21 protein-coding genes and 1 tRNA gene are annotated in these 16814 nt (G+C 69.4%); 13 read left to right on the top strand and 9 right to left on the bottom strand.

Annotated elements, in window-relative coordinates; all coding sequences use genetic code 11:
* The first annotated feature begins 101 nt into the window (after positions 1 to 101).
* From AC1ECW_RS01945 to AC1ECW_RS01920, 6 genes are all read left to right on the top strand, one after another.
* On the top strand, positions 102 to 1787 hold the full coding sequence (locus AC1ECW_RS01945; RefSeq protein ID WP_481201059.1) for a PglL family O-oligosaccharyltransferase: 1686 nt from the start codon (positions 102 to 104) through the stop codon (positions 1785 to 1787).
* A gap of 30 nt (positions 1788 to 1817) precedes the next feature.
* Positions 1818 to 2468, top strand: a complete 651-nt coding sequence (locus AC1ECW_RS01940) for a TetR/AcrR family transcriptional regulator (RefSeq protein WP_409709631.1) — start codon at positions 1818 to 1820, stop codon at positions 2466 to 2468.
* A gap of 115 nt (positions 2469 to 2583) precedes the next feature.
* Complete coding sequence (locus AC1ECW_RS01935; protein WP_409709628.1) at positions 2584 to 2748, top strand: hypothetical protein; 165 nt, start codon at positions 2584 to 2586, stop codon at positions 2746 to 2748.
* Positions 2749 to 3171: 423 nt separating this feature from the next.
* Positions 3172 to 3444, top strand: a complete 273-nt coding sequence (locus tag AC1ECW_RS01930) for a hypothetical protein (protein ID WP_409709625.1) — start codon at positions 3172 to 3174, stop codon at positions 3442 to 3444.
* The gene (locus AC1ECW_RS01925) at positions 3441 to 3629 is read left to right on the top strand and encodes a hypothetical protein (protein ID WP_409709622.1); all 189 of its coding nucleotides are present in this window, start codon (positions 3441 to 3443) and stop codon (positions 3627 to 3629) included. Before AC1ECW_RS01930 ends, AC1ECW_RS01925 begins: the two co-directional genes overlap by 4 nt.
* Positions 3630 to 3877: 248 nt before the next feature.
* Positions 3878 to 5149: a solute carrier family 23 protein gene (locus tag AC1ECW_RS01920; RefSeq protein WP_481201058.1), complete on the top strand. Its 1272-nt coding sequence runs from the start codon at positions 3878 to 3880 to the stop codon at positions 5147 to 5149.
* On the opposite strand, the gene proC is transcribed toward AC1ECW_RS01920, so the two are convergent.
* Both proC and AC1ECW_RS01910 read right to left on the bottom strand, forming a co-directional pair.
* The gene (gene proC / locus AC1ECW_RS01915) at positions 5150 to 5968 is read right to left on the bottom strand and encodes a pyrroline-5-carboxylate reductase (protein WP_409710660.1); all 819 of its coding nucleotides are present in this window, start codon (positions 5966 to 5968) and stop codon (positions 5150 to 5152) included.
* A gap of 13 nt (positions 5969 to 5981) precedes the next feature.
* Entirely contained in the window at positions 5982 to 6695 is a 714-nt protein-coding gene (locus AC1ECW_RS01910) for a dienelactone hydrolase family protein (RefSeq protein ID WP_481201057.1), read from the bottom strand.
* A 105-nt stretch (positions 6696 to 6800) separates the two neighbouring features.
* On the opposite strand from AC1ECW_RS01910, the gene AC1ECW_RS01905 reads away from it, so the two are divergent.
* Positions 6801 to 7283, top strand: a complete 483-nt coding sequence (locus AC1ECW_RS01905) for an Lrp/AsnC ligand binding domain-containing protein (protein ID WP_481201056.1) — start codon at positions 6801 to 6803, stop codon at positions 7281 to 7283.
* On the opposite strand, the gene AC1ECW_RS01900 is transcribed toward AC1ECW_RS01905, so the two are convergent.
* A complete protein-coding gene (locus AC1ECW_RS01900) occupies positions 7284 to 7970 on the bottom strand; it encodes a YggS family pyridoxal phosphate-dependent enzyme (protein ID WP_409708883.1) in 687 nt (228 codons plus the stop codon).
* 80 nt (positions 7971 to 8050) lie between these two features.
* Between AC1ECW_RS01900 and AC1ECW_RS01895 the strand changes: the two genes are divergently transcribed.
* From AC1ECW_RS01895 to AC1ECW_RS01880, 4 genes are read left to right on the top strand one after another with little or no spacing between them, the layout of a single operon-like run.
* A complete protein-coding gene (locus AC1ECW_RS01895) occupies positions 8051 to 9094 on the top strand; it encodes a type IV pilus twitching motility protein PilT (protein WP_409708880.1) in 1044 nt (347 codons plus the stop codon).
* A 40-nt stretch (positions 9095 to 9134) separates the two neighbouring features.
* Positions 9135 to 9785, top strand: a complete 651-nt coding sequence (locus AC1ECW_RS01890; protein WP_409708877.1) for a cyclic nucleotide-binding domain-containing protein — start codon at positions 9135 to 9137, stop codon at positions 9783 to 9785.
* A 9-nt stretch (positions 9786 to 9794) separates the two neighbouring features.
* Complete coding sequence (locus AC1ECW_RS01885) at positions 9795 to 10931, top strand: PilT/PilU family type 4a pilus ATPase (RefSeq protein ID WP_409708874.1); 1137 nt, start codon at positions 9795 to 9797, stop codon at positions 10929 to 10931.
* A gap of 2 nt (positions 10932 to 10933) precedes the next feature.
* On the top strand, positions 10934 to 11830 hold the full coding sequence (locus AC1ECW_RS01880; RefSeq protein WP_409708871.1) for an NAD(P)-dependent oxidoreductase: 897 nt from the start codon (positions 10934 to 10936) through the stop codon (positions 11828 to 11830).
* Position 11831: 1 nt separating this feature from the next.
* Here AC1ECW_RS01880 and AC1ECW_RS01875 read toward each other — a convergent pair whose 3' ends face one another.
* The 3 genes from AC1ECW_RS01875 to AC1ECW_RS01865 all read right to left on the bottom strand — a co-directional run bounded on the left by AC1ECW_RS01875 (position 11832) and on the right by AC1ECW_RS01865 (position 13551).
* Complete coding sequence (locus tag AC1ECW_RS01875; RefSeq protein WP_481201055.1) at positions 11832 to 12500, bottom strand: BON domain-containing protein; 669 nt, start codon at positions 12498 to 12500, stop codon at positions 11832 to 11834.
* Positions 12497 to 13087 (bottom strand): SIS domain-containing protein, encoded by a 591-nt coding sequence (locus AC1ECW_RS01870; RefSeq protein WP_409708865.1) that lies wholly within the window; start codon positions 13085 to 13087, stop codon positions 12497 to 12499. Before AC1ECW_RS01870 ends, AC1ECW_RS01875 begins: the two co-directional genes overlap by 4 nt.
* A 95-nt stretch (positions 13088 to 13182) precedes the next feature.
* Positions 13183 to 13551, bottom strand: a complete 369-nt coding sequence (locus AC1ECW_RS01865) for a YraN family protein (RefSeq protein ID WP_481201054.1) — start codon at positions 13549 to 13551, stop codon at positions 13183 to 13185.
* On the opposite strand from AC1ECW_RS01865, the gene rsmI reads away from it, so the two are divergent.
* Positions 13544 to 14476 (top strand): 16S rRNA (cytidine(1402)-2'-O)-methyltransferase, encoded by a 933-nt coding sequence (rsmI, locus tag AC1ECW_RS01860; RefSeq protein WP_481201053.1) that lies wholly within the window; start codon positions 13544 to 13546, stop codon positions 14474 to 14476. The two genes, AC1ECW_RS01865 and rsmI, sit on opposite strands and share 8 nt — an antisense overlap.
* 3 nt (positions 14477 to 14479) lie before the next feature.
* Here rsmI and AC1ECW_RS01855 read toward each other — a convergent pair whose 3' ends face one another.
* The 3 genes from AC1ECW_RS01855 to AC1ECW_RS01845 form a co-directional block, all read right to left on the bottom strand.
* On the bottom strand, positions 14480 to 15358 hold the full coding sequence (locus tag AC1ECW_RS01855; protein ID WP_409704864.1) for a septal ring lytic transglycosylase RlpA family protein: 879 nt from the start codon (positions 15356 to 15358) through the stop codon (positions 14480 to 14482).
* A gap of 88 nt (positions 15359 to 15446) precedes the next feature.
* Positions 15447 to 15977, bottom strand: coding sequence for a DUF2062 domain-containing protein (locus tag AC1ECW_RS01850; RefSeq protein WP_409704866.1), 531 nt, complete (start codon positions 15975 to 15977; stop codon positions 15447 to 15449).
* Positions 15978 to 16035: 58 nt separating this feature from the next.
* A tRNA-Arg gene (locus tag AC1ECW_RS01845) sits at positions 16036 to 16111 on the bottom strand.
* A 133-nt stretch (positions 16112 to 16244) separates the two neighbouring features.
* On the opposite strand from AC1ECW_RS01845, the gene AC1ECW_RS01840 reads away from it, so the two are divergent.
* A complete protein-coding gene (locus AC1ECW_RS01840; RefSeq protein ID WP_409704868.1) occupies positions 16245 to 16790 on the top strand; it encodes a c-type cytochrome in 546 nt (181 codons plus the stop codon).
* Positions 16791 to 16814: the final 24 nt, after the last annotated feature.

The raw sequence follows: 16814 nt of genomic DNA, 5'->3' as shown, positions 1-16814 counted from the left end.
CAGACGCCGGGGCCGGGCCTTCAAGCGGCGCTTGAGCCCCGGATTTCGCGGGCGGGGACGCTACAGTCGCGCCCATGTCTCCTTCCGTCTGACACCTTGCGGTGACCCCGTTCCTTGCTCTCTTGCTGGTGCCAGGCTGGGCCATCGCTTGGACCCAGCCCCCGTTTTCGTCGTTCTACAACGTCGTGCTCGCCCTCGCGGGCTGGGGCGCGGTGCTGGGCTTGGGGGCGTGGCGGATGGGCCGTGATGGCCGGGCGGTGCCCTGCGCGGCCTGGGTCTGGGGGCTGGCCGCCCTGGTGCTGGGGGGCTGGGCTTTCGTGCAGGGCTCGCGCACCGGGGCTGCCCTGTCGGCAGCGCTGGCGGTGGCCGCCTTCGGACGCTGGCTGGGCGGGCCGGTGTGGCAGGGGCCGGCGGCCCGGGCGCTTCTGAGCGCGCTGGCCTGGGGCCTGCTGCTGGCGGCGCTGTTGAATGTGGGCGTCGCGCTGGTGCAATATTTCGCCCCCTCCTGGGCCGACGGGATCTGGATCGCCCGGCCCACCACGCCGGGACGGGCCTTCGGCAACCTGCGCCAGCCCAACCACCTGGCCTCGTTGATGCTGCTGGGGCTGTGCGTGCTGCCCGTGCTGATGACCTCTGGGCGGGGCCGCTGGGCCTGGGCGGCCCTGGGGGCCCTGGCGCTGGGGGTGGCACTGAGCAGTTCGCGCACCGGGCTCGTGGGCCTGGGGGGGCTGGCACTGTGGGCCGCGATCGACCGCGGCTTGCCCGACAGGGCGCGACGCCTGTTCTGGGCGGCGCCGGTGGTGGCGGTGGGGTGGTGGCTGGGGCTGTGGGCCTGGGGCGAGATGGGGGGCACGGCCTACTACGGCGAAACGCGGATGGAGGGCGGCGGCGATTTCAGCAGTTCGCGCTTTGCGATCTGGTCGAACACGCTGGCGCTGATCGCGGCCCACCCGTGGACCGGCGTGGGCTTCGGCCACTTCAACGCGGCCTGGACCTTCACGCCCTTTCCCGAGCGGCCGGTGGCCTTCTTCGACCACAGCCACAACCTGGTGCTGCAGTGGATGGTGGAGTTGGGCATTCCGGCGGCGCTGGCCTTGCTGGGAGGGCTGGTCTGGGCCTTGTGGCGCTCCCGCGGCGCCTTGTCGCTGCCGGGCCCCAGAGGGCGGGCGGCGCGCTCGGCGTTGATGGTGCTGGCGGTGCTGGGCTGGCACAGCCTGCTCGAGTATCCGCTGTGGTACCCCTACTTCCTGTTGCCGGCCGCCCTGGCCCTGGGGCTGTTCCTGGGCCTGGGGGCGCCCCAGCGCCCGGTGAGGCCTTCGCCGCCTTGGGCCCCTCGGCTGTTCGTGCTGGCCGGCGGCCTGATGGTGGCCGGTGCGGTCCATGCCCTTGTGGACTACCAGCGTGTGGTGCAGATCTTTGCGCCTTCGGGGCCGGCCGGGAGCGCGCCGCTGGGTGAACGCATCCGCATCGGCCAGGGCAGCCACTGGTTTGCCGTGCATGCCGACTACGCGGCCGTGACCACGGCGCCGCGGCCCTCGGAGGTGTTCGGCCGGTTTGAGCGGCCGCTCCAGCACCTGATCGATGCCCGGCTGATGATCGCCTATGCCAAGGCCTTGCACGAAGGTGGCGAGGACGACCGGGCGCTGTACGTGGTGCACCGGCTGCGCGAGTTCCGGCACCGGCTGGGCCGCGACTTCCTGGCGGTGTGCGAGCCGCCCGAGGCGCCGGGTTTTCCGTGCGGGCCGCAGCCGCAGGGCCTGAGCTGGCGGGATCTGGCGAAGCCTTGATATTTCGCACGGTCGTGCTAAGCTCCATTCATGGAAGCCAAAACCAGCCGCAGCGAGCTCACCCGCGCGGCCATCCTCGACACCGCCTTGCTGATGGCGGCGCAGGATGGCCTGGAGAGCCTCACCATCGGCGAGGTGGCCAAGCGGCTTGGGCTGTCCAAGAGCGGGGTGTTTTCGCGCGTCGGCTCGCGGGAGGCCTTGCAGGCCGCGGTGATCGAGGAGTATGACCGGCGCTTCGTGCAGGAAGTGTTCGTGCCCGCGATGCGCGAGCCGCGGGGCCTGCCGCGCCTGAACGCCGTGATGCGCTTGTGGCTGCAGCGGGCCCGTGAGGTGGAGTTCCGCCACGGCTGCATCTACTGTGCCGGGGCCTTCGAGTTCGACGACCGTGACGGCCCCCTGCGCGATTTGCTGCTCGACGGTGTGATGCGCTGGCGCGCGACATTGCGGCGTTCGGTGCTGCAGGCCATCGAAGCCGGCCATCTGCGTGCCGATACCGACGTCGAGCAACTGGTGTTCGAGCTCGATGGCTTGTTCATCGCGCTGATGCGCGACGCCCGCTTTCTGCGTGACCCTCGGGCTGCCGAGCGGGCCTGGCGGGCCTATCAGCGCCTGATCGACGACTACCGCGGCCCGGTGCCGGTGCCTCGCGAGGCATCGCCGGGCGGCCCCAAGCTTGCCTGACCCCCTCGGGGGAGCGCGCGCAGGAGGCCTCCACCCCCTGATGACCCCGGCGCCCACGAGGCGCCTTTGACTGTGGCAATGATTCGCACGATCGTGCGAAATTTAGGAGAGCATCATGATTCTGATCCTGCTTCTGCTGGGCCTGGCCTTGTTGTTGCGTCTGATCTGGGCAGCGCTGCGTCTGATGGAGGGTCTGCCGCGGCGCAACGAGGACTTCTCGCTCGACTTTGACGATACCGCGGCCTGGCGTCGCAGCGCCTGCGCACGCGATCCTGAATGAAGGCGCCTTGATGCCGCGGGCCGACAGCCCGACCGCATGCAATGTCGGGGCCCTCCCTGGTCGGCTGCGCCAGCCGGTGAGGGTGGCGCATGACCGCGACCACCTGACGGTTCCGGTCGCCGACGGCAAGCGCCTGTCCGCAGCGTTGCCGGCTGCCGGGTTGATGCTCACTTCCTGGCTGGGCCCCTGCTGCACGGCGCAGAACCTGGCCATGCCGGGCCGAGGTGGTGCACGCATGGCGCACTGCACCATGACGCAGACTGCACAGGTGTGCCCGCTCGGGTGACAATCTTTGTCAGCAGGGCGCGGCCGGGCGTGCGATATCTCCGCCTCCGGCGCAGGTGGCCATATTTCGTTACGTTCCGGGGGCTGGCATGAAAGCTGCCATGGGATGGGCGTTGCTGTCTCACCGGAAGTTCCGACATGGCCCTGCTCAGCTTCAAGCGTCGCGCGGCGAGCCGCTCCCAGGCGGGTGAAATCGCGCGCCGCGGCCGCCAACAATCGCCCACCAGCCTGGCGCCGCGCCGCCCGGGGGGCTGGTCATCGATGCTGCGGCTCACGCCGCTGCAGGGCGAGACCTCGCCCTCGCAAGGCTGGCCCAGCCTGGCGCTGGCCCGATTGGGCAAGCCGGTGCCCAGCGCGCCGGCCTTCCTGTGCACCGACTTTGCACCCAGCCAGTGGCTGACGAAATCATGATCCGCGCCCGCACTGCCGCCATTGCCTCCACCGTGCTGGCCCGGCACCTGGCCAGCAAGCAGACGCCGCAAGCCGCGCCGGCAATGCCGTCGGCCCAGGCCGGCAGCGCCGGGCTGCGCCAGTACCAGGTGCTGCAGTCGCGTTCTGAGCCGGCGCAGCTCACGCTGAAGCTGGGTCGTCGCTGAACCACCGTTTTCCAGGGACGTCGGGGGAAGAGGGGGCGGCCGGGGTCTGAGAGAGCGAGAGCCCCGGCCGCCTTTCCTTAACGGAGTCCACCACCCGCCGTGCTTTGCATGGCGGGTTCTTTTTTTGTGGGGCGCCGCACCACCCCCCCTGGTGTTCGCGTGCAGCCTGCTCCTACACTCGCGCACGACCGTGCCCGCATGAGGCGCGGCGTCCCGGTGCAACATCACACAACACGGAGCTTTCTTCCATGAGCTTTTTCCCGACATGGCGCGAGACCACGCAGGATGTCGTCGCCCCCGACGAACGCCTGCCCTGGCCACAGACGGTGGCGATGGGCGTCCAGCATGTGGTGGCGATGTTCGGCGCCACCGTGCTGGCGCCGTTGCTGATGGGCTTCGACCCCAATGTCGCCATCCTGATGAGCGGCATCGGCACCTTGATCTTCTTCTTCGTGGTCGGCGGCAAGGTGCCGAGCTACCTGGGCTCGAGCTTCGCCTTCATCGGCGTGGTGATCGCCGCCAGCGGCTATGCCGGCAGCGGCCCCAATGCCAACCTCGGTGTGGCGCTGGGCGGCATCGTCATCTGCGGCCTGGTCTACGCGATCATCGGCTTCATCGTGATGGCCGCGGGCACGGGCTGGATCGAGCGCTTCATGCCGCCGGTGGTCACCGGCTCGGTGGTGGCGGTGATCGGCCTGAACCTGGCCCACATCCCGGTGAAGAACATGGCCCCCACGCCCTTCGACGCCTGGATGCAGGCCCTCACCTTCGTCTGCGTGGGCCTGGTGGCCGTCTTCACGCGCGGCATGGTGCAGCGCCTGCTCATCCTGGTGGGGCTGATCGTCGCGTCCATCGTCTACGCCATCCTCACCAACGGCTTCGGCCTGGGCAAGCCGCTGGACCTGTCGGGCATCGCCAACGCGCCCTGGTTCGGCATGCCGGGCTTTGCCGCGCCGGTGTTCGAGCTCAACGCGATCTTGCTGATCGCACCGGTGGCGGTGATCCTGGTGGCGGAAAACCTGGGGCACATCAAGGCGGTGAGCGCGATGACCGGCCGGGACATGAACCCCTACATGGGCCGGGCCTTCGTCGGTGACGGCCTGGCCACGATGGTCAGCGGCGCCTCGGGGGGCACGGGGGTGACCACCTATGCCGAGAACATCGGCGTGATGGCGGCCACGAAGATCTACTCGACGGCCATCTTCGTCGTGGCCGGCTTGATCGCCATCGTGCTGGGCTTCAGCCCCAAGTTCGGTGCGCTGATCCAGGCCGTGCCGCTGGCCGTGATGGGCGGCGTGTCCATCGTGGTCTTCGGCCTGATCGCGGTGGCCGGCGCCAAGATCTGGGTCGACAACAAGGTCGATTTCTCCGACAACACCAACCTGATCGTGGCCGCCATCACTTTGGTGCTGGGCACGGGCGACTTCACGCTGAAGATCGGCGACTTCGCCCTGGGCGGCATCGGCACGGCCACCTTCGGCGCGATCGCGCTGTACGCGCTGCTGAAGAAGCGGGGCTGATCAGGTGCCGAACTCGTCGCCCAGCTCGCGCGCGCGCTGCTGGGCGGCCTTGAGCGCCCGCACGAAAGCGGGCCCCACGCCGTCGGCTTGCAGCGATTGCAAGGCGGCGTATGTGGTGCCTCCTTTGGAAGTGACGCGCTCGCGCAGCACCGAGGGCGGGTCGTCCGAGCGGCGGGCCAGCTCGGCCGCTCCGGCGAAGGTGGCCAGCGCGAGCTGCCGGCCCTGCTCGGCGCTCAGGCCCATCTCCTGGGCGGCGGCCATCATCGCCTCGACGAAGTAGAACACATAGGCAGGGCCGGAGCCCGACAACGCCGTCACGGCGTCCAAGTCGGCTTCCTGCGCCACCCACAGCGTGGCGCCGGTGGGGGCCAGGAGCTGCTCGATGCGGCGGCGTTCGTCGCCGCTCACCTCGGGCCGCGCGTACAGGCCCGAGATGCCCTGGCCGATCAGGGCCGGGGTGTTGGGCATGGCCCGCACGACGCGCACGCTGCCGGTGGCACGCACCAGGGCCTCGGTGCGGATGCCGGCCATCACGCTCAGATGCAGGGCCTGGCCGACGTGGGCGGCGCAGGGGGCTGCCGCCTCCTTGAAGAGCTGGGGCTTGACCGCCCACACGACCGTGTCGGCCTGCGCCAGTGCCGCGCCGGCGGCGGCCAGTGCCGACAAGCCCAGTTCGTGGCGCAGGCGTTCGCGTTGCTCGGCCCAGGGTTCGACGACGAGCAACTGCTCGCGGGGGTGCCCGGCCCGGATCAGGCCGCCGAGGATGGCCTGGGCCATGTTGCCCCCGCCGATGAAGGCCAGGGTGGAGGTGGTGCTCATGGAAGATGCCGTCTCAGGAGGCTGGGAACAGGGTGGTGGCGAACAGCGCCAGGCTGCGCGCCAGCGCCAGCGCGGCCGAGGGGGGATGATAGGTCCCGCGGGCCCAGCAGTTGAAGCCATGGCCGGCACCGGGGTAGACCTGCACCTGCGCACGCGAGGGCGCCAGCGCCTGGCGCACGCGCTCCACCGCCTCGGATGGGATGTGGGTGTCGGTTTCACCGTAGTGCAGCAGCATCGGGCAGCGCACGCGAGCGGCCAGGTCGAGGCGGTCCTGGATGCCGCCGCCGTAGTAGGACACGGCCGCGTCCACGTCGGTCGAGGCCGCCGCAAGATAGGCCAGCCGCCCGCCCATGCAATAGCCCAACACCCCCACGCCGCCGGTGATTTCGGGGCGCTTTCGCAGGGCTTGCACGGCCGCAACGGCGTCTTGGGCGAGTGATGCGGGGTCGGTGCTGGCCAGCAAGGCGCGCGCGCGTTGCAGATCGGCCCCTTCGTAGTCCAGCTCGACACGCGGGGCCTGGCGCCAGAAGACGTCCGGCGCCAGCACCACGTAGCCGGCCAGCGCGTACTGCTCGGCCACGGCGCGGATGTGCGCATTGACACCGAAGATCTCCTGGAACAGCACCAGCCCCGGACCGCGGCCGGCCGGCGGCAAGGCGAGGTAGGCGGCCTGGGGCCCGTCGGGCTGGGGCAGCTCGATCCAGCGGGTGTGCACGGCGCAGACCATGGGTGGGCTCCTCAGGGACTTGCTGTCGGTATGGATTGCCAGTATGGACCGAAATCCATAGGATGATTGTCGCCGGATATCGGTGAATCTAGAGAATCATCCAACATGAAATGCGAGACCGAGGTCCCGCGCAGCCTGGACAAGATCGACCGCAAGATCCTGCGCATCCTGCAGGAGGACGGACGTATCGCCAACCTCAAGCTCGCCGAGGCGGTGCATCTGTCGCCCACGGCGGTGCTCGAGCGGGTCAAGCGCCTGACACGCGACGGCTACATCCTGGGCTACGAGGCGCGGCTCAACCCGCACCTGCTGGGCGCGGGCATGATGGTCTTCGTCGAGGTGGTGCTCGACCGCACCACGCCCGATGTCATGAACGCCTTCAAAGCGGCGGTGCAGACCCGGCCCGAGATCCTCGAGTGCCATCTCGTGGCCGGCGGCTTCGACTATCTCATCAAGACCCGTGTGGCCGACATGCAGGCTTACCGTGAGCTGATCGGCACGGTGGTGTGGTCGCTGCCGGGCGTGCGCGAGACCCACACCTATGCGGTGATGGAGGAGGTGAAGAACACCGCCCGCCTGCCGATCTGATCAGCGCGCGCCGAAGATGGCCGTGCCCACGCGCACGATCGTGGCGCCTTCGTCGATGGCGGCTTCCAGGTCGGCGCTCATGCCCATGGACAGCGTGTCCAGGTCCAGGCCCTGGGCGCGAAGGCTGTCGAGCAGCTCGCGCAGGGCGCGGTGCGGCCGGCGCTGGGCATCCCGGTCCCCCGCAGGCTCGGGGATGGCCATCAGGCCGCGCAGGCGCAAGCGGGGCAGGGCGGCGACCTCGCGCGCCAGGGCGCCCACCTCGGCCGGGGCCAGGCCGCTCTTGCTGGCCTCGCCGCTGATGTTGACCTGCAGGCACACCTGCAGCGGGGGCAGGTGTGCAGGGCGCTGGTCCGACAGGCGCTGCGCGATTTTCAGCCGGTCCACCGTATGCACCCAGTCGAAATGCTCGGCCACCGCGCGCGTCTTGTTGCTCTGCAGCGGGCCGATGAGGTGCCACTCCAGGCGCGCTCGCACATCGGCCAGCGCGGCCATCTTCTCCAGCGCCTCTTGCACGTAGTTTTCGCCGAAACGGTGCTGGCCCGCGGCCAGGGCCTCGCGCACCGCCTGCGCACCGAAGGTCTTGCTGACCGCCAGCAATGTGACACTTTGCACGTCGCGTTGCGCGCCTGCACAGGCCGCCGCGATGCGGTCCCTCACTTGTTGTATGTTCCGAGCGATCGTCGCCATAATGGCGCGAGCTTAAGGCACATCGCCGCTTCCTCGCACAACCGCGCGCCGCGCACCACCTCGGGGGCCTGAAAGGCAATATGGACATCACGCAACTGCTGGCGTTCTCGGTCAAGAACAAGGCATCGGATTTGCACCTGTCCGCCGGCTTGCCCCCGATGATCCGCGTGCACGGTGACGTGCGCCGCATCAATGTCGACCCGCTCGAGCACAAGCAGGTGCACGACATGGTGTACGACATCATGAACGATGCGCAGCGCAAGGCCTACGAGGAAACGCTGGAGTGCGACTTCTCGTTCGAGATCCAGGGGCTGGCGCGCTTCCGCGTCAACGCCTTCAACCAGAACCGCGGCGCCGGCGCGGTGTTCCGCACCATTCCGTCGAAGATCCTCACGCTCGAGCAGCTCAACGCGCCCAAGGTGTTCGCCGAGCTGGCGCTCAAGCCGCGGGGCTTGATCCTCGTGACCGGGCCCACCGGCTCGGGCAAGTCGACCACGCTGGCGGCGATGGTCAACCATCTCAACGAGAACGAATACGGCCACATCCTCACCGTCGAAGACCCGATCGAGTTCGTGCACGAGTCCAAGAAGTGCCTGGTCAACCAGCGCGAGGTCGGGCCGCACACGCTGAGCTTCAACAACGCGCTGCGTTCGGCGCTGCGCGAGGACCCGGACGCCATCCTCGTGGGCGAGATGCGCGACCTGGAGACCATCCGCCTGGCGCTCACGGCTGCCGAGACCGGCCACCTGGTGTTCGGCACGCTGCACACCTCGAGCGCGGCCAAGACCATCGACCGCATCGTCGACGTCTTTCCGGCCGCCGAGAAGGAGATGGTGCGTGCGATGCTGTCCGAATCGCTGGTGGCGGTGATTTCGCAGACCCTGTGCAAGCTCAAGGACGGTTCGGGTCGCGTGGCTGCGCATGAAATCATGCTGGGCACCTCGGCGATCCGCAACCTGATCCGCGAGAACAAGATCGCGCAGATGTACTCGGCCATCCAGACGGGCAACAGCATGGGCATGATGACCCTGGACCAGTGCCTGACCGACCTCGTGCGCCGCAACGTGATCTCCCCGGCCGAAGCGCGCGGCAAGGCCAAGTTCCCCGAGAACTTCCCGGGCTGAAGCCCGTGCGCGCCACCGGGGAGCGACCGCCGTCACCGCCATGAAGAAACTCATTGAAAAGCTCAAAGGGGGGACCGGTGCGGTCCCCGAAGGCAGCGGCGCCGATCCCAACGAGGACTCGCGCTTCTTTTCGACGATGTTCCAGGAGCGCGCCGACGAGAACCTGCCCCAGGCGACCTGGCGCGAGCGCGCACAGCGCATCGGCGCGCGACCCTATGACCGCGAGCGCGGGGCGCAGACATTCGCCCAGCTCTGGGGGGTGGACCGTTATGTGGCGGCGCTGGGCCCGCAGGACCTCGCTCGCATGAGCCAGTACCTCGATTTCGTCGAGGTGGGCGCCAACCAGGAGATCATCGGCCAGGACGAACTGGGCGACTACATGCTCATCGTGCTCGAGGGCACGATCGCGGTGGACCGCATCCAGCCCTGGGGTGCGCGCGCACGCCTGGCCGAGGCCCGCCCTGGCGACATGCTGGGCGAGATGTCGCTGCTGGACGCAGGCTCGCGGTTTTCGGCCTGCACCACGCTCACCCCCTGCGTGCTCGCGGTGGTCGATGCCCAGGGGCTCGACCGCATGATCATGCAGGAGCCGCGCCTGGGCCTGGCCCTGTTGGCCTCGCTGGCGCGTCGCCTGTCATTGCGGTTGCGGCAGGTCAGTGCACGCCTGAGTGCCCTGCTGTCGCGCGGCTGAGGATGCATCATGGAAAGAGACCAGGCTTCCAAGTTCGTCAACGACCTGCTGCGCCTGATGGTGGCGCGCAACGGTTCGGACCTTTTCCTCACCGCCGAATTTCCGCCGGCGATCAAGGTGGACGGCAAGATCACCAAGGTGTCGCCCCAGCCCTTGACCGGCCAGCACACGATGGCCCTGGCGCGGGCCATCATGAACGACAAGCAGGCCGCCGAGTTCGAGCGCACGAAGGAATGCAACTTCGCCATCGCCCCCCAGGGCATCGGACGTTTCCGTGTCAATGCCTTCGTGCAGCAAGGGCATGTGGGCCTGGTGCTGCGGGTCATTCCGCAGACCCTGCCCACCATCGATGGCTTGGGGCTGCCCACCATTTTGAAAGACGTGGCCATGACCAAGCGCGGCCTGGTCATCATGGTGGGCGCCACCGGCTCGGGCAAGAGCACGACCCTGGCGGCCATGGTCGATTACCGCAACGAGCACTCGCAGGGCCACATCATCACCATTGAAGACCCGGTGGAGTTCGTGCATCCGCACAAGAACTGCATCGTCACGCAACGCGAGGTGGGCATCGACACCGACGGCTGGGAGGCGGCGCTGAAGAACACCTTGCGCCAGGCGCCCGATGTGATCCTCATGGGTGAGATCCGCGACCGCGAAACGATGGAGCATGCCGTGGCCTTCGCCGAGACGGGCCACCTGTGCATGGCCACGTTGCACGCCAACAGTGCCAACCAGGCCCTGGACCGGATCATCAACTTCTTCCCCGAAGAGCGCCGCGCCCAGTTGTTGATGGACTTGTCGCTCAACCTCAAGGCCATGGTTTCTCAGCGGCTGCTGCCGCGCCAGGAAGGCAAGGGCCGCATCGCGGCGGTCGAGATCCTGCTCAACACCCCGCTGATCTCCGAGCTGATCTTCAAGGGCGAGGTGGCCGAGATCAAGGAGATCATGAAGAAGAGCCGCGAGTTGGGCATGCAGACTTTCGACCAGGCGCTGTTCGACCTGTACGAGGGCAACTTCGTGACCTATGAGGACGCCTTGCGCAATGCCGACTCGGTCAACGACCTGCGCCTGCAGATCAAGCTCAACAGCAACCGCGCCCGCAACGCCGATTTGGCCGCCGGCACCGAACATTTGACGATCGTCTGACCATGAGCGGCACCAAGACCTACGCCCCGATAGCCCCCCACACCGTGGCCTTCCTGGGCCTGGGCGTGATGGGCTACCCGATGGCCGGGCATCTCGCCCGCGCCGGGCATCGCGTGACCGTCTACAACCGCACGGCGGCCAAGGCGCAGCAGTGGGTGGCCGAGTACGGTGGCGCCAGCGCGCCCACACCGCGGCAAGCCGCGCAAGGCGCCGACATCGTCTTCGCCTGCGTGGGCAACGACGACGACCTGCGCTCGGTGGTGCTGGGCGAGCATGGCGCGCTGGCCGGCATGAAGCCGGGGGCGATCTTCATGGACCACACCACGGCCTCGGCCGAGGTGGCGCGCGAGCTCGGCCAGCGATCGCGCCAGCAGGGCGTGTTCTTCATCGATGCGCCGGTGTCCGGCGGCAACCTGGGGGCGATCAACGGCACGCTCACCGTGATGTGCGGCGGCGATGCCGCCGCCTTCGCGCGGGCCCAGCCGGTGGCGATGGCCTTTGCCAAGGCCGTGACGCTGCTGGGCGAGCAGGGGGCCGGCCAACTGGCCAAGATGGTCAACCAGATCGCGATCGCCGGTTTGCTGCAGGGGCTGGCCGAGGCGATTGCTTTCGGTCAGAAGGCCGGCCTGGACATGAAAGCCGTGCTCGAAGTGATCGGCAAGGGCGCCGCCCAGAGCTGGCAGATGGACAACCGCGGCCCCACGATGATCGAAGACCGCTTCGACTTCGGTTTTGCGGTGGACTGGATGCGCAAGGACCTGGGCCTGTGCCTGCAAGAAGCGCGGCGCAACGGTGCGCGGCTGCCGGTCACGGCCCTGGTCGATCAGTTCTACGCCGATGTCCAGGCCCAGGGGGGTGGCCGTTGGGACACCTCGAGCCTGATCCGCCGGCTGAAGTGACTCACTGGCCGGGCGAGGCCCCCGTCGCCGAGGGCCGGTTGGGCTGCAGCCGCGCCAGCTCCTCCTCGGTGATGATCTCGAACACCGTCACCACCTTGTTCACGCCGCCGACGCTGCGCGCCAGTTCGGCCGCCCGCTTGGCTTCGCGTTCGGTGACCCGCCCCATCAGATAGACGGTGCCCCGCTCGGCCACGACCTTCACGGCCTGGGCCTGCAGGTCGCGCGCATCGACGAAGGTGGCCTTGACTTTGCCGCCCAGGATCACGTCATTGGAGCGCGAGGTCAGCGAGCTCACCCCCATGACGGCCAACTCGTTGACGATGGAGCGCACGTTGTCCACGCCCGCCACGATACGCTCGACGCGCTGCTTGTCCTCCTCGCTGGCCACCTCCCCAGTGAGCAGCACCATGCGGTTGTAGCTCGTCACGTTGACGTGCACGCGTTGCTCGTTGAAGGTCTCGCGCAGGCGGTTCATGGCCTTCAGTTCGATGGCCTGGTCGTCGAGCTGGGCGCCGGAGCTGCGGCGGTCGCTGGCGACCATCACGGTGCCCACCACGGCGCCGCCCACCAGCAGGGGGGCGCAGGCCGACAGGGCAGTGACCAGGCCGGCGGCGGCCAGCACGGCCGCCAGCGGGCGCAGCAGACGGGGACGGGAAGCATGCGGTGTCATGGATGATCCTGTTCTCCAAGCAATTGGGTGTCCACCGCGTCGCACAGGCAGTGCAGCGCAAGCAGATGGACCTCGTGCACGCGCACGGGCCGCTCGTGCGGCACGGCGATGTGCACGTCGGTTTCGATCAGCAGGTCTTTGAGCTTGCCGCCGTTTTTACCGGTCAAGGCGATGACGATCATCTCCTTGTCGTGCGCCGCTTGCACGGCGGCCAGTACGCTGGGCGTGCTGCCGCTGACCGACATCGCCAGCAAGACGTCGCCGGGCTGGCCCAGGGCCTGCACCTGCTTGGCGTGCGCGAGCACCGGGTCCTCACCAAGACCGCCCAGGTGCACGGCGTCGGGGCTCAGCGCCAGCGCGGCCAGGCCAGGGCGCTCGCGCTCGAAACGGCCCACGAGCAAGGAGGCGACATGCCGGGCCAGGCCCGCCGCGCCGCCGTTGCCGCAGGCGAGCACCTTCCCACCGGCCGTCAGGCAACCCACCACGGCCTGCGCGGCCTCGGCAATCGGCCGGGCGAGCTGGTCGGCGCACTGGTACTTCAGGTCGGCACTTTCGAAAAACTGCTGCTGGATGCGGGGTTCAAGCATGGGCGGCATCATAAGTCAGCGTCATGGACGCCCGCGCGGGGTCAAAGGTTCCGCTGTCGCAGGACAGGCTGCGCGCGCCGGGGCACGGGGGGGCCTCACGAGGCCTCGAACGCGGCTCGCAGCCACTGCAGCCGTCCCTCCTCGATGACCACCACGTCGAAGCGGCAGGGCGGCGGCGAGCCCAGACGCAGCAGGTAGTGGCGGGCGGCCAGGACGATGGCGCGCCGCTTGGCCGCCCCGATGCTCTCGGCCGCACTGCCATGGGCCGTGCTGGCGCGGCTTCGCACCTCGACGAAGACCAGCGTGCCGTCGCGATCGCGCATGATGAGGTCCACTTCGCCGGCGTGGGCGCGCGGGCCGCGCGCCACCCGATAATTGCGTTCGACGAGTGCCAGGCCGGCGCGCTGCAGATGCGCCAGCGCCCGCTGCTCGGCGGCGTCTCCCTTGTGCTTGGTCGTGAACAATCCCTCCTCCTTCTGGTCCGATGCCGCGCTGTGGCGCGAGGCGGCCGCGCGCGCGGCCGGTGCCCAGCAGTATCCTGCCGGCGCACTGTATGTGGTGGCCACGCCGATCGGCAACCTGGCCGACCTGAGTCTGCGCGCCCTGCAGGTGCTGCACACGGTCGAGGCGGTGGCCTGCGAGGACACGCGCCACACCGCACCGCTGTTGCGTCACTACGGGATCGACAAGCCCTTGCTGGCCGTGCACGAGCACAACGAACGCGAGGCGGCGCAGGCCGTGATCGAACGGCTGCGCGCGGGCGAGCGCGTGGCCTATGTGAGCGATGCCGGCACGCCGGCCGTCTCGGACCCGGGCGCCCGTCTCGTCGCGGCCGTGCGGGAGGCCGGTTGCGGCGTGGTGCCTGTTCCGGGCCCCAGCAGCGTCACGGCGGCCCTGAGCGTGGCGGGCGACGTGCGCTCGGCGGGCTTTTGCTTCGTGGGTTTCCTGCCCGCCCGGCCGCGCGAGCTCGAGCAGGCCGTGCGCGCGATCGCGGCGCGGCCCATGAGCCAGGTGGTCTTCGAGTCGCCGCACCGCATCGAGACGCTGGCGCGCGCCCTGGCGCAGGCCTGCCCGCAACGCCTGCTCACCGTGGCGCGGGAGCTGACGAAGCAGTTCGAAACCATCGTGACCTTGCCGACACATTCGTTTCCGGACTGGCTCGCCGGCGACCCCCACCGCCGCCGCGGGGAGTTCGTGCTCGTGCTGCATGCCCCGCAGCAGGCCACGGGCGAGGCCGACGAGGCGCTTGCACGCGCCGAACCGTTGCTGCAGGCCCTCGTCGAGGTGCTGCCGCTCAAGCAGGCCGTGGCCCTGGCGGCCGAGCACACCGGCGCGCCACGCAAGGCGCTATATGCCCGCGCGCTGGCGCTGCGCGGATCGGCGCCGTGAGAGTCAGCGCTGCACGATCACCGGCACCAGTTGCAAGGCCTCGCGGATGCGTTCGGCGGCCGCGAGCGCTTCGTCGCGACTGGCATAGGGGCCGGCCTGCAGGCGGTGCAGCGACGCCTCGGTGACGATGGTGAGCCGCGGGGCCAGCCACGCCACCTGGGCACTGACCTGGCTCAGGAAATGCTCGGCCCCGTCACGCTGGCGGAACGCGCCGAGCTGCACCCAGTGGAGGGGTTCGTCGGCCACGGGGGGCGGCCGGGTGAACGGCTCCGGCGCCTCCACAGGGCCTCGCGGCCAGCGTCCGGCGCGGATCTCGGCATGGGTGATGCGCTCGACCTCGACCTCGGCCTGGCCTTGCTGCACGAAACCCAGTCGGTGCGCCGCGGCATAGCTCAGGTCGATGATGCGTCCGCCGACGAAGGGGCCGCGGTCGTTGACGCGCACGATCACCTCGCGGCCGTTGGCCAGGTGGCGCACGCGGGCATAGCTCGGGATGGGCAGGGTGGGGTGCGCGGCCGTCATGGCGTACATGTCGTAGCGCTCACCGCTGGACGTGGGCCGGCCGTGGAACTGGCGGCCGTACCAGGAGGCCAGGCCGCGCTGGCGATAGGGCAGGTCGGCCGTTTGTGGCGCGTAGTGCCGGCCGAACATGACGTAAGGACGGTTGGGGCCGCTGGCCAAGGGTTCGATGCGCGGCACGGCATCCGGGATGCGGTCGAGTTCGGCCGCCGGGCGCTGGCCCGGTCCGTCGCCCTGGTCGTAGCCGCCGCTGCGCGGTGTGGACGAACAGCCGGCGAACAGGGCCAGCACCAGCGCGGCGGCCGGCAGCCCCAGGCGCAGGCACGGCCCGCTCGGCCGGACGGGAAGGTGGGCAGCGCACATGGGTGCGTAGGGTAGCGCAGGCCGGGGCGCTGCCCGTGCGCAGCCGCTCACGCCGGAGCGCCCGGCGTGACAGGTGTCGCACGAGTTGTTAGCGCCGCCGCCTGCCGCGGCGGCGCCACCACACGGCCAGCGTCCACAGCACGTGCACCGTGGCCCAGGCCACGACCCCGCCCACCACGGCGAACACGGCCAGCCCCAGGAACAGCGGCTTGCCGACGGCCTTGGCATGGTCGATCCAGGAGCGCTCGTCCTGGGCCTGCACCGCCTCGATCAGCGCTTCGGCCTGGTCGGGTTCGATGTTTGCGCCCAGCAGCGCTGAGCCCGTGCGGTAGGCCAGCACGAAGATCGGGGCATAGGTCAGCGGGTTGGACACCAGCGTGGCAGCGGCGGCCACCGGCAGGTTGGCGCGCAGCAGCACGGCAAACACCGCGGCGCCCAGGATTTGCAAGACGGGGATCAGGAAGCCGAAGAAGACGCCGAGTCCAGCCCCGAGGGCGACCCGCCGGCGGTTGAGCTGCCACAGCCAGGGCCGGCGCAGCAGGGGCCCCATCCAGCGCAGCGAAGGGTGCGCGCGCAGGGTATCTTCGGTGGGGATCCAGCGGCGGAGGAACTGGCGCATGGCCACACCATCATGCCATCGGGCGGCGCATCCGCCGTGACCCCGGCGGGGCCTTGGGTGGCGCGCCCGGCTGGAATCGAACCAGCGACCCTTGGCTTCGGAGGCCAATACTCTATCCACTGAGCTACGGGCGCGTGAAACGCACATTCTAGCAGCCGCGCCGCGCCGCCTGTAAGGCGGCCGTGCGCTCGCTTATAATCGATGGGTTTTGCGCTGCCGACCGCTGTGGCGCTTTGACGTCCGGTTCGAAGCCGAGGAATTTCTTACATGAGCGACAACGCACACTCCCACGACGAACACGACGCCCCCCACGAAGGGCCGGTCAAGACGCCCAAGCAGCTGGTCCTGGCGGTGATCTTCTCGTTCCTGGTGCCCATCGTGGGCATCATCCTGCTGGTCAACTTCGTGGCTTCGGGCAGCAAGACGGGCGCGGGCAGCGATGGCTTCTCGGAGGAAGCGATCGCTGCGCGCATCCAGCCCATCGGCACCGTCGAGCTGCGCGACGCCTCGGCGCCGCGCGTGCTCAAGAGCGGCCAGGAGGTGTACCAGGCTCAATGCGCGGTGTGCCATGGGGCCGGCGTGGCCGGTGCGCCCAAACTGGGCGATGCCGCGGCCTGGGCGCCGCGCGTGGCCACGGGCTACGAGGCCCTGCTCAACTCGGCGCTGAAAGGCAAGGGTGCGATGGGCGCCCAGGGCGGCGGCGAGTTCACCGACCTGGAGATCGGCCGTGCGGTGGTCTACATGACCAACAACTCCGGGGCCAATCTGCCTGAGCCCAAGGCACCGGCGGCCGAGGCGGCCGCCTCGCAGTAAGGGGCGCAAGCCCCATCCGAACAA

The sequence above is a fragment of the Caldimonas hydrothermalis genome, from assembly GCF_056746695.1.
This window is presented reverse-complemented; position numbering and strand designations above follow the sequence as displayed.

Coding starts and splice junctions, on each gene's coding strand:
- AC1ECW_RS01940 (WP_409709631.1), top strand. CDS start 1,818: ATGGAAGCCAAAACCAGCCGCAGCGAGCTCACCCGCGCGGCCATCCTC.
- AC1ECW_RS01935 (WP_409709628.1), top strand. CDS start 2,584: ATGATTCTGATCCTGCTTCTGCTGGGCCTGGCCTTGTTGTTGCGTCTG.
- AC1ECW_RS01930 (WP_409709625.1), top strand. CDS start 3,172: ATGGCCCTGCTCAGCTTCAAGCGTCGCGCGGCGAGCCGCTCCCAGGCG.
- AC1ECW_RS01925 (WP_409709622.1), top strand. CDS start 3,441: ATGATCCGCGCCCGCACTGCCGCCATTGCCTCCACCGTGCTGGCCCGG.
- AC1ECW_RS01920 (WP_481201058.1), top strand. CDS start 3,878: ATGAGCTTTTTCCCGACATGGCGCGAGACCACGCAGGATGTCGTCGCC.
- proC (WP_409710660.1), bottom strand. CDS start 5,968: ATGAGCACCACCTCCACCCTGGCCTTCATCGGCGGGGGCAACATGGCC.
- AC1ECW_RS01910 (WP_481201057.1), bottom strand. CDS start 6,695: ATGGTCTGCGCCGTGCACACCCGCTGGATCGAGCTGCCCCAGCCCGAC.
- AC1ECW_RS01905 (WP_481201056.1), top strand. CDS start 6,801: ATGAAATGCGAGACCGAGGTCCCGCGCAGCCTGGACAAGATCGACCGC.
- AC1ECW_RS01900 (WP_409708883.1), bottom strand. CDS start 7,970: ATGGCGACGATCGCTCGGAACATACAACAAGTGAGGGACCGCATCGCG.
- AC1ECW_RS01895 (WP_409708880.1), top strand. CDS start 8,051: ATGGACATCACGCAACTGCTGGCGTTCTCGGTCAAGAACAAGGCATCG.
- AC1ECW_RS01890 (WP_409708877.1), top strand. CDS start 9,135: ATGAAGAAACTCATTGAAAAGCTCAAAGGGGGGACCGGTGCGGTCCCC.
- AC1ECW_RS01885 (WP_409708874.1), top strand. CDS start 9,795: ATGGAAAGAGACCAGGCTTCCAAGTTCGTCAACGACCTGCTGCGCCTG.
- AC1ECW_RS01880 (WP_409708871.1), top strand. CDS start 10,934: ATGAGCGGCACCAAGACCTACGCCCCGATAGCCCCCCACACCGTGGCC.
- AC1ECW_RS01875 (WP_481201055.1), bottom strand. CDS start 12,500: ATGACACCGCATGCTTCCCGTCCCCGTCTGCTGCGCCCGCTGGCGGCC.
- AC1ECW_RS01870 (WP_409708865.1), bottom strand. CDS start 13,087: ATGCTTGAACCCCGCATCCAGCAGCAGTTTTTCGAAAGTGCCGACCTG.
- AC1ECW_RS01855 (WP_409704864.1), bottom strand. CDS start 15,358: ATGTGCGCTGCCCACCTTCCCGTCCGGCCGAGCGGGCCGTGCCTGCGC.
- AC1ECW_RS01850 (WP_409704866.1), bottom strand. CDS start 15,977: ATGCGCCAGTTCCTCCGCCGCTGGATCCCCACCGAAGATACCCTGCGC.
- AC1ECW_RS01840 (WP_409704868.1), top strand. CDS start 16,245: ATGAGCGACAACGCACACTCCCACGACGAACACGACGCCCCCCACGAA.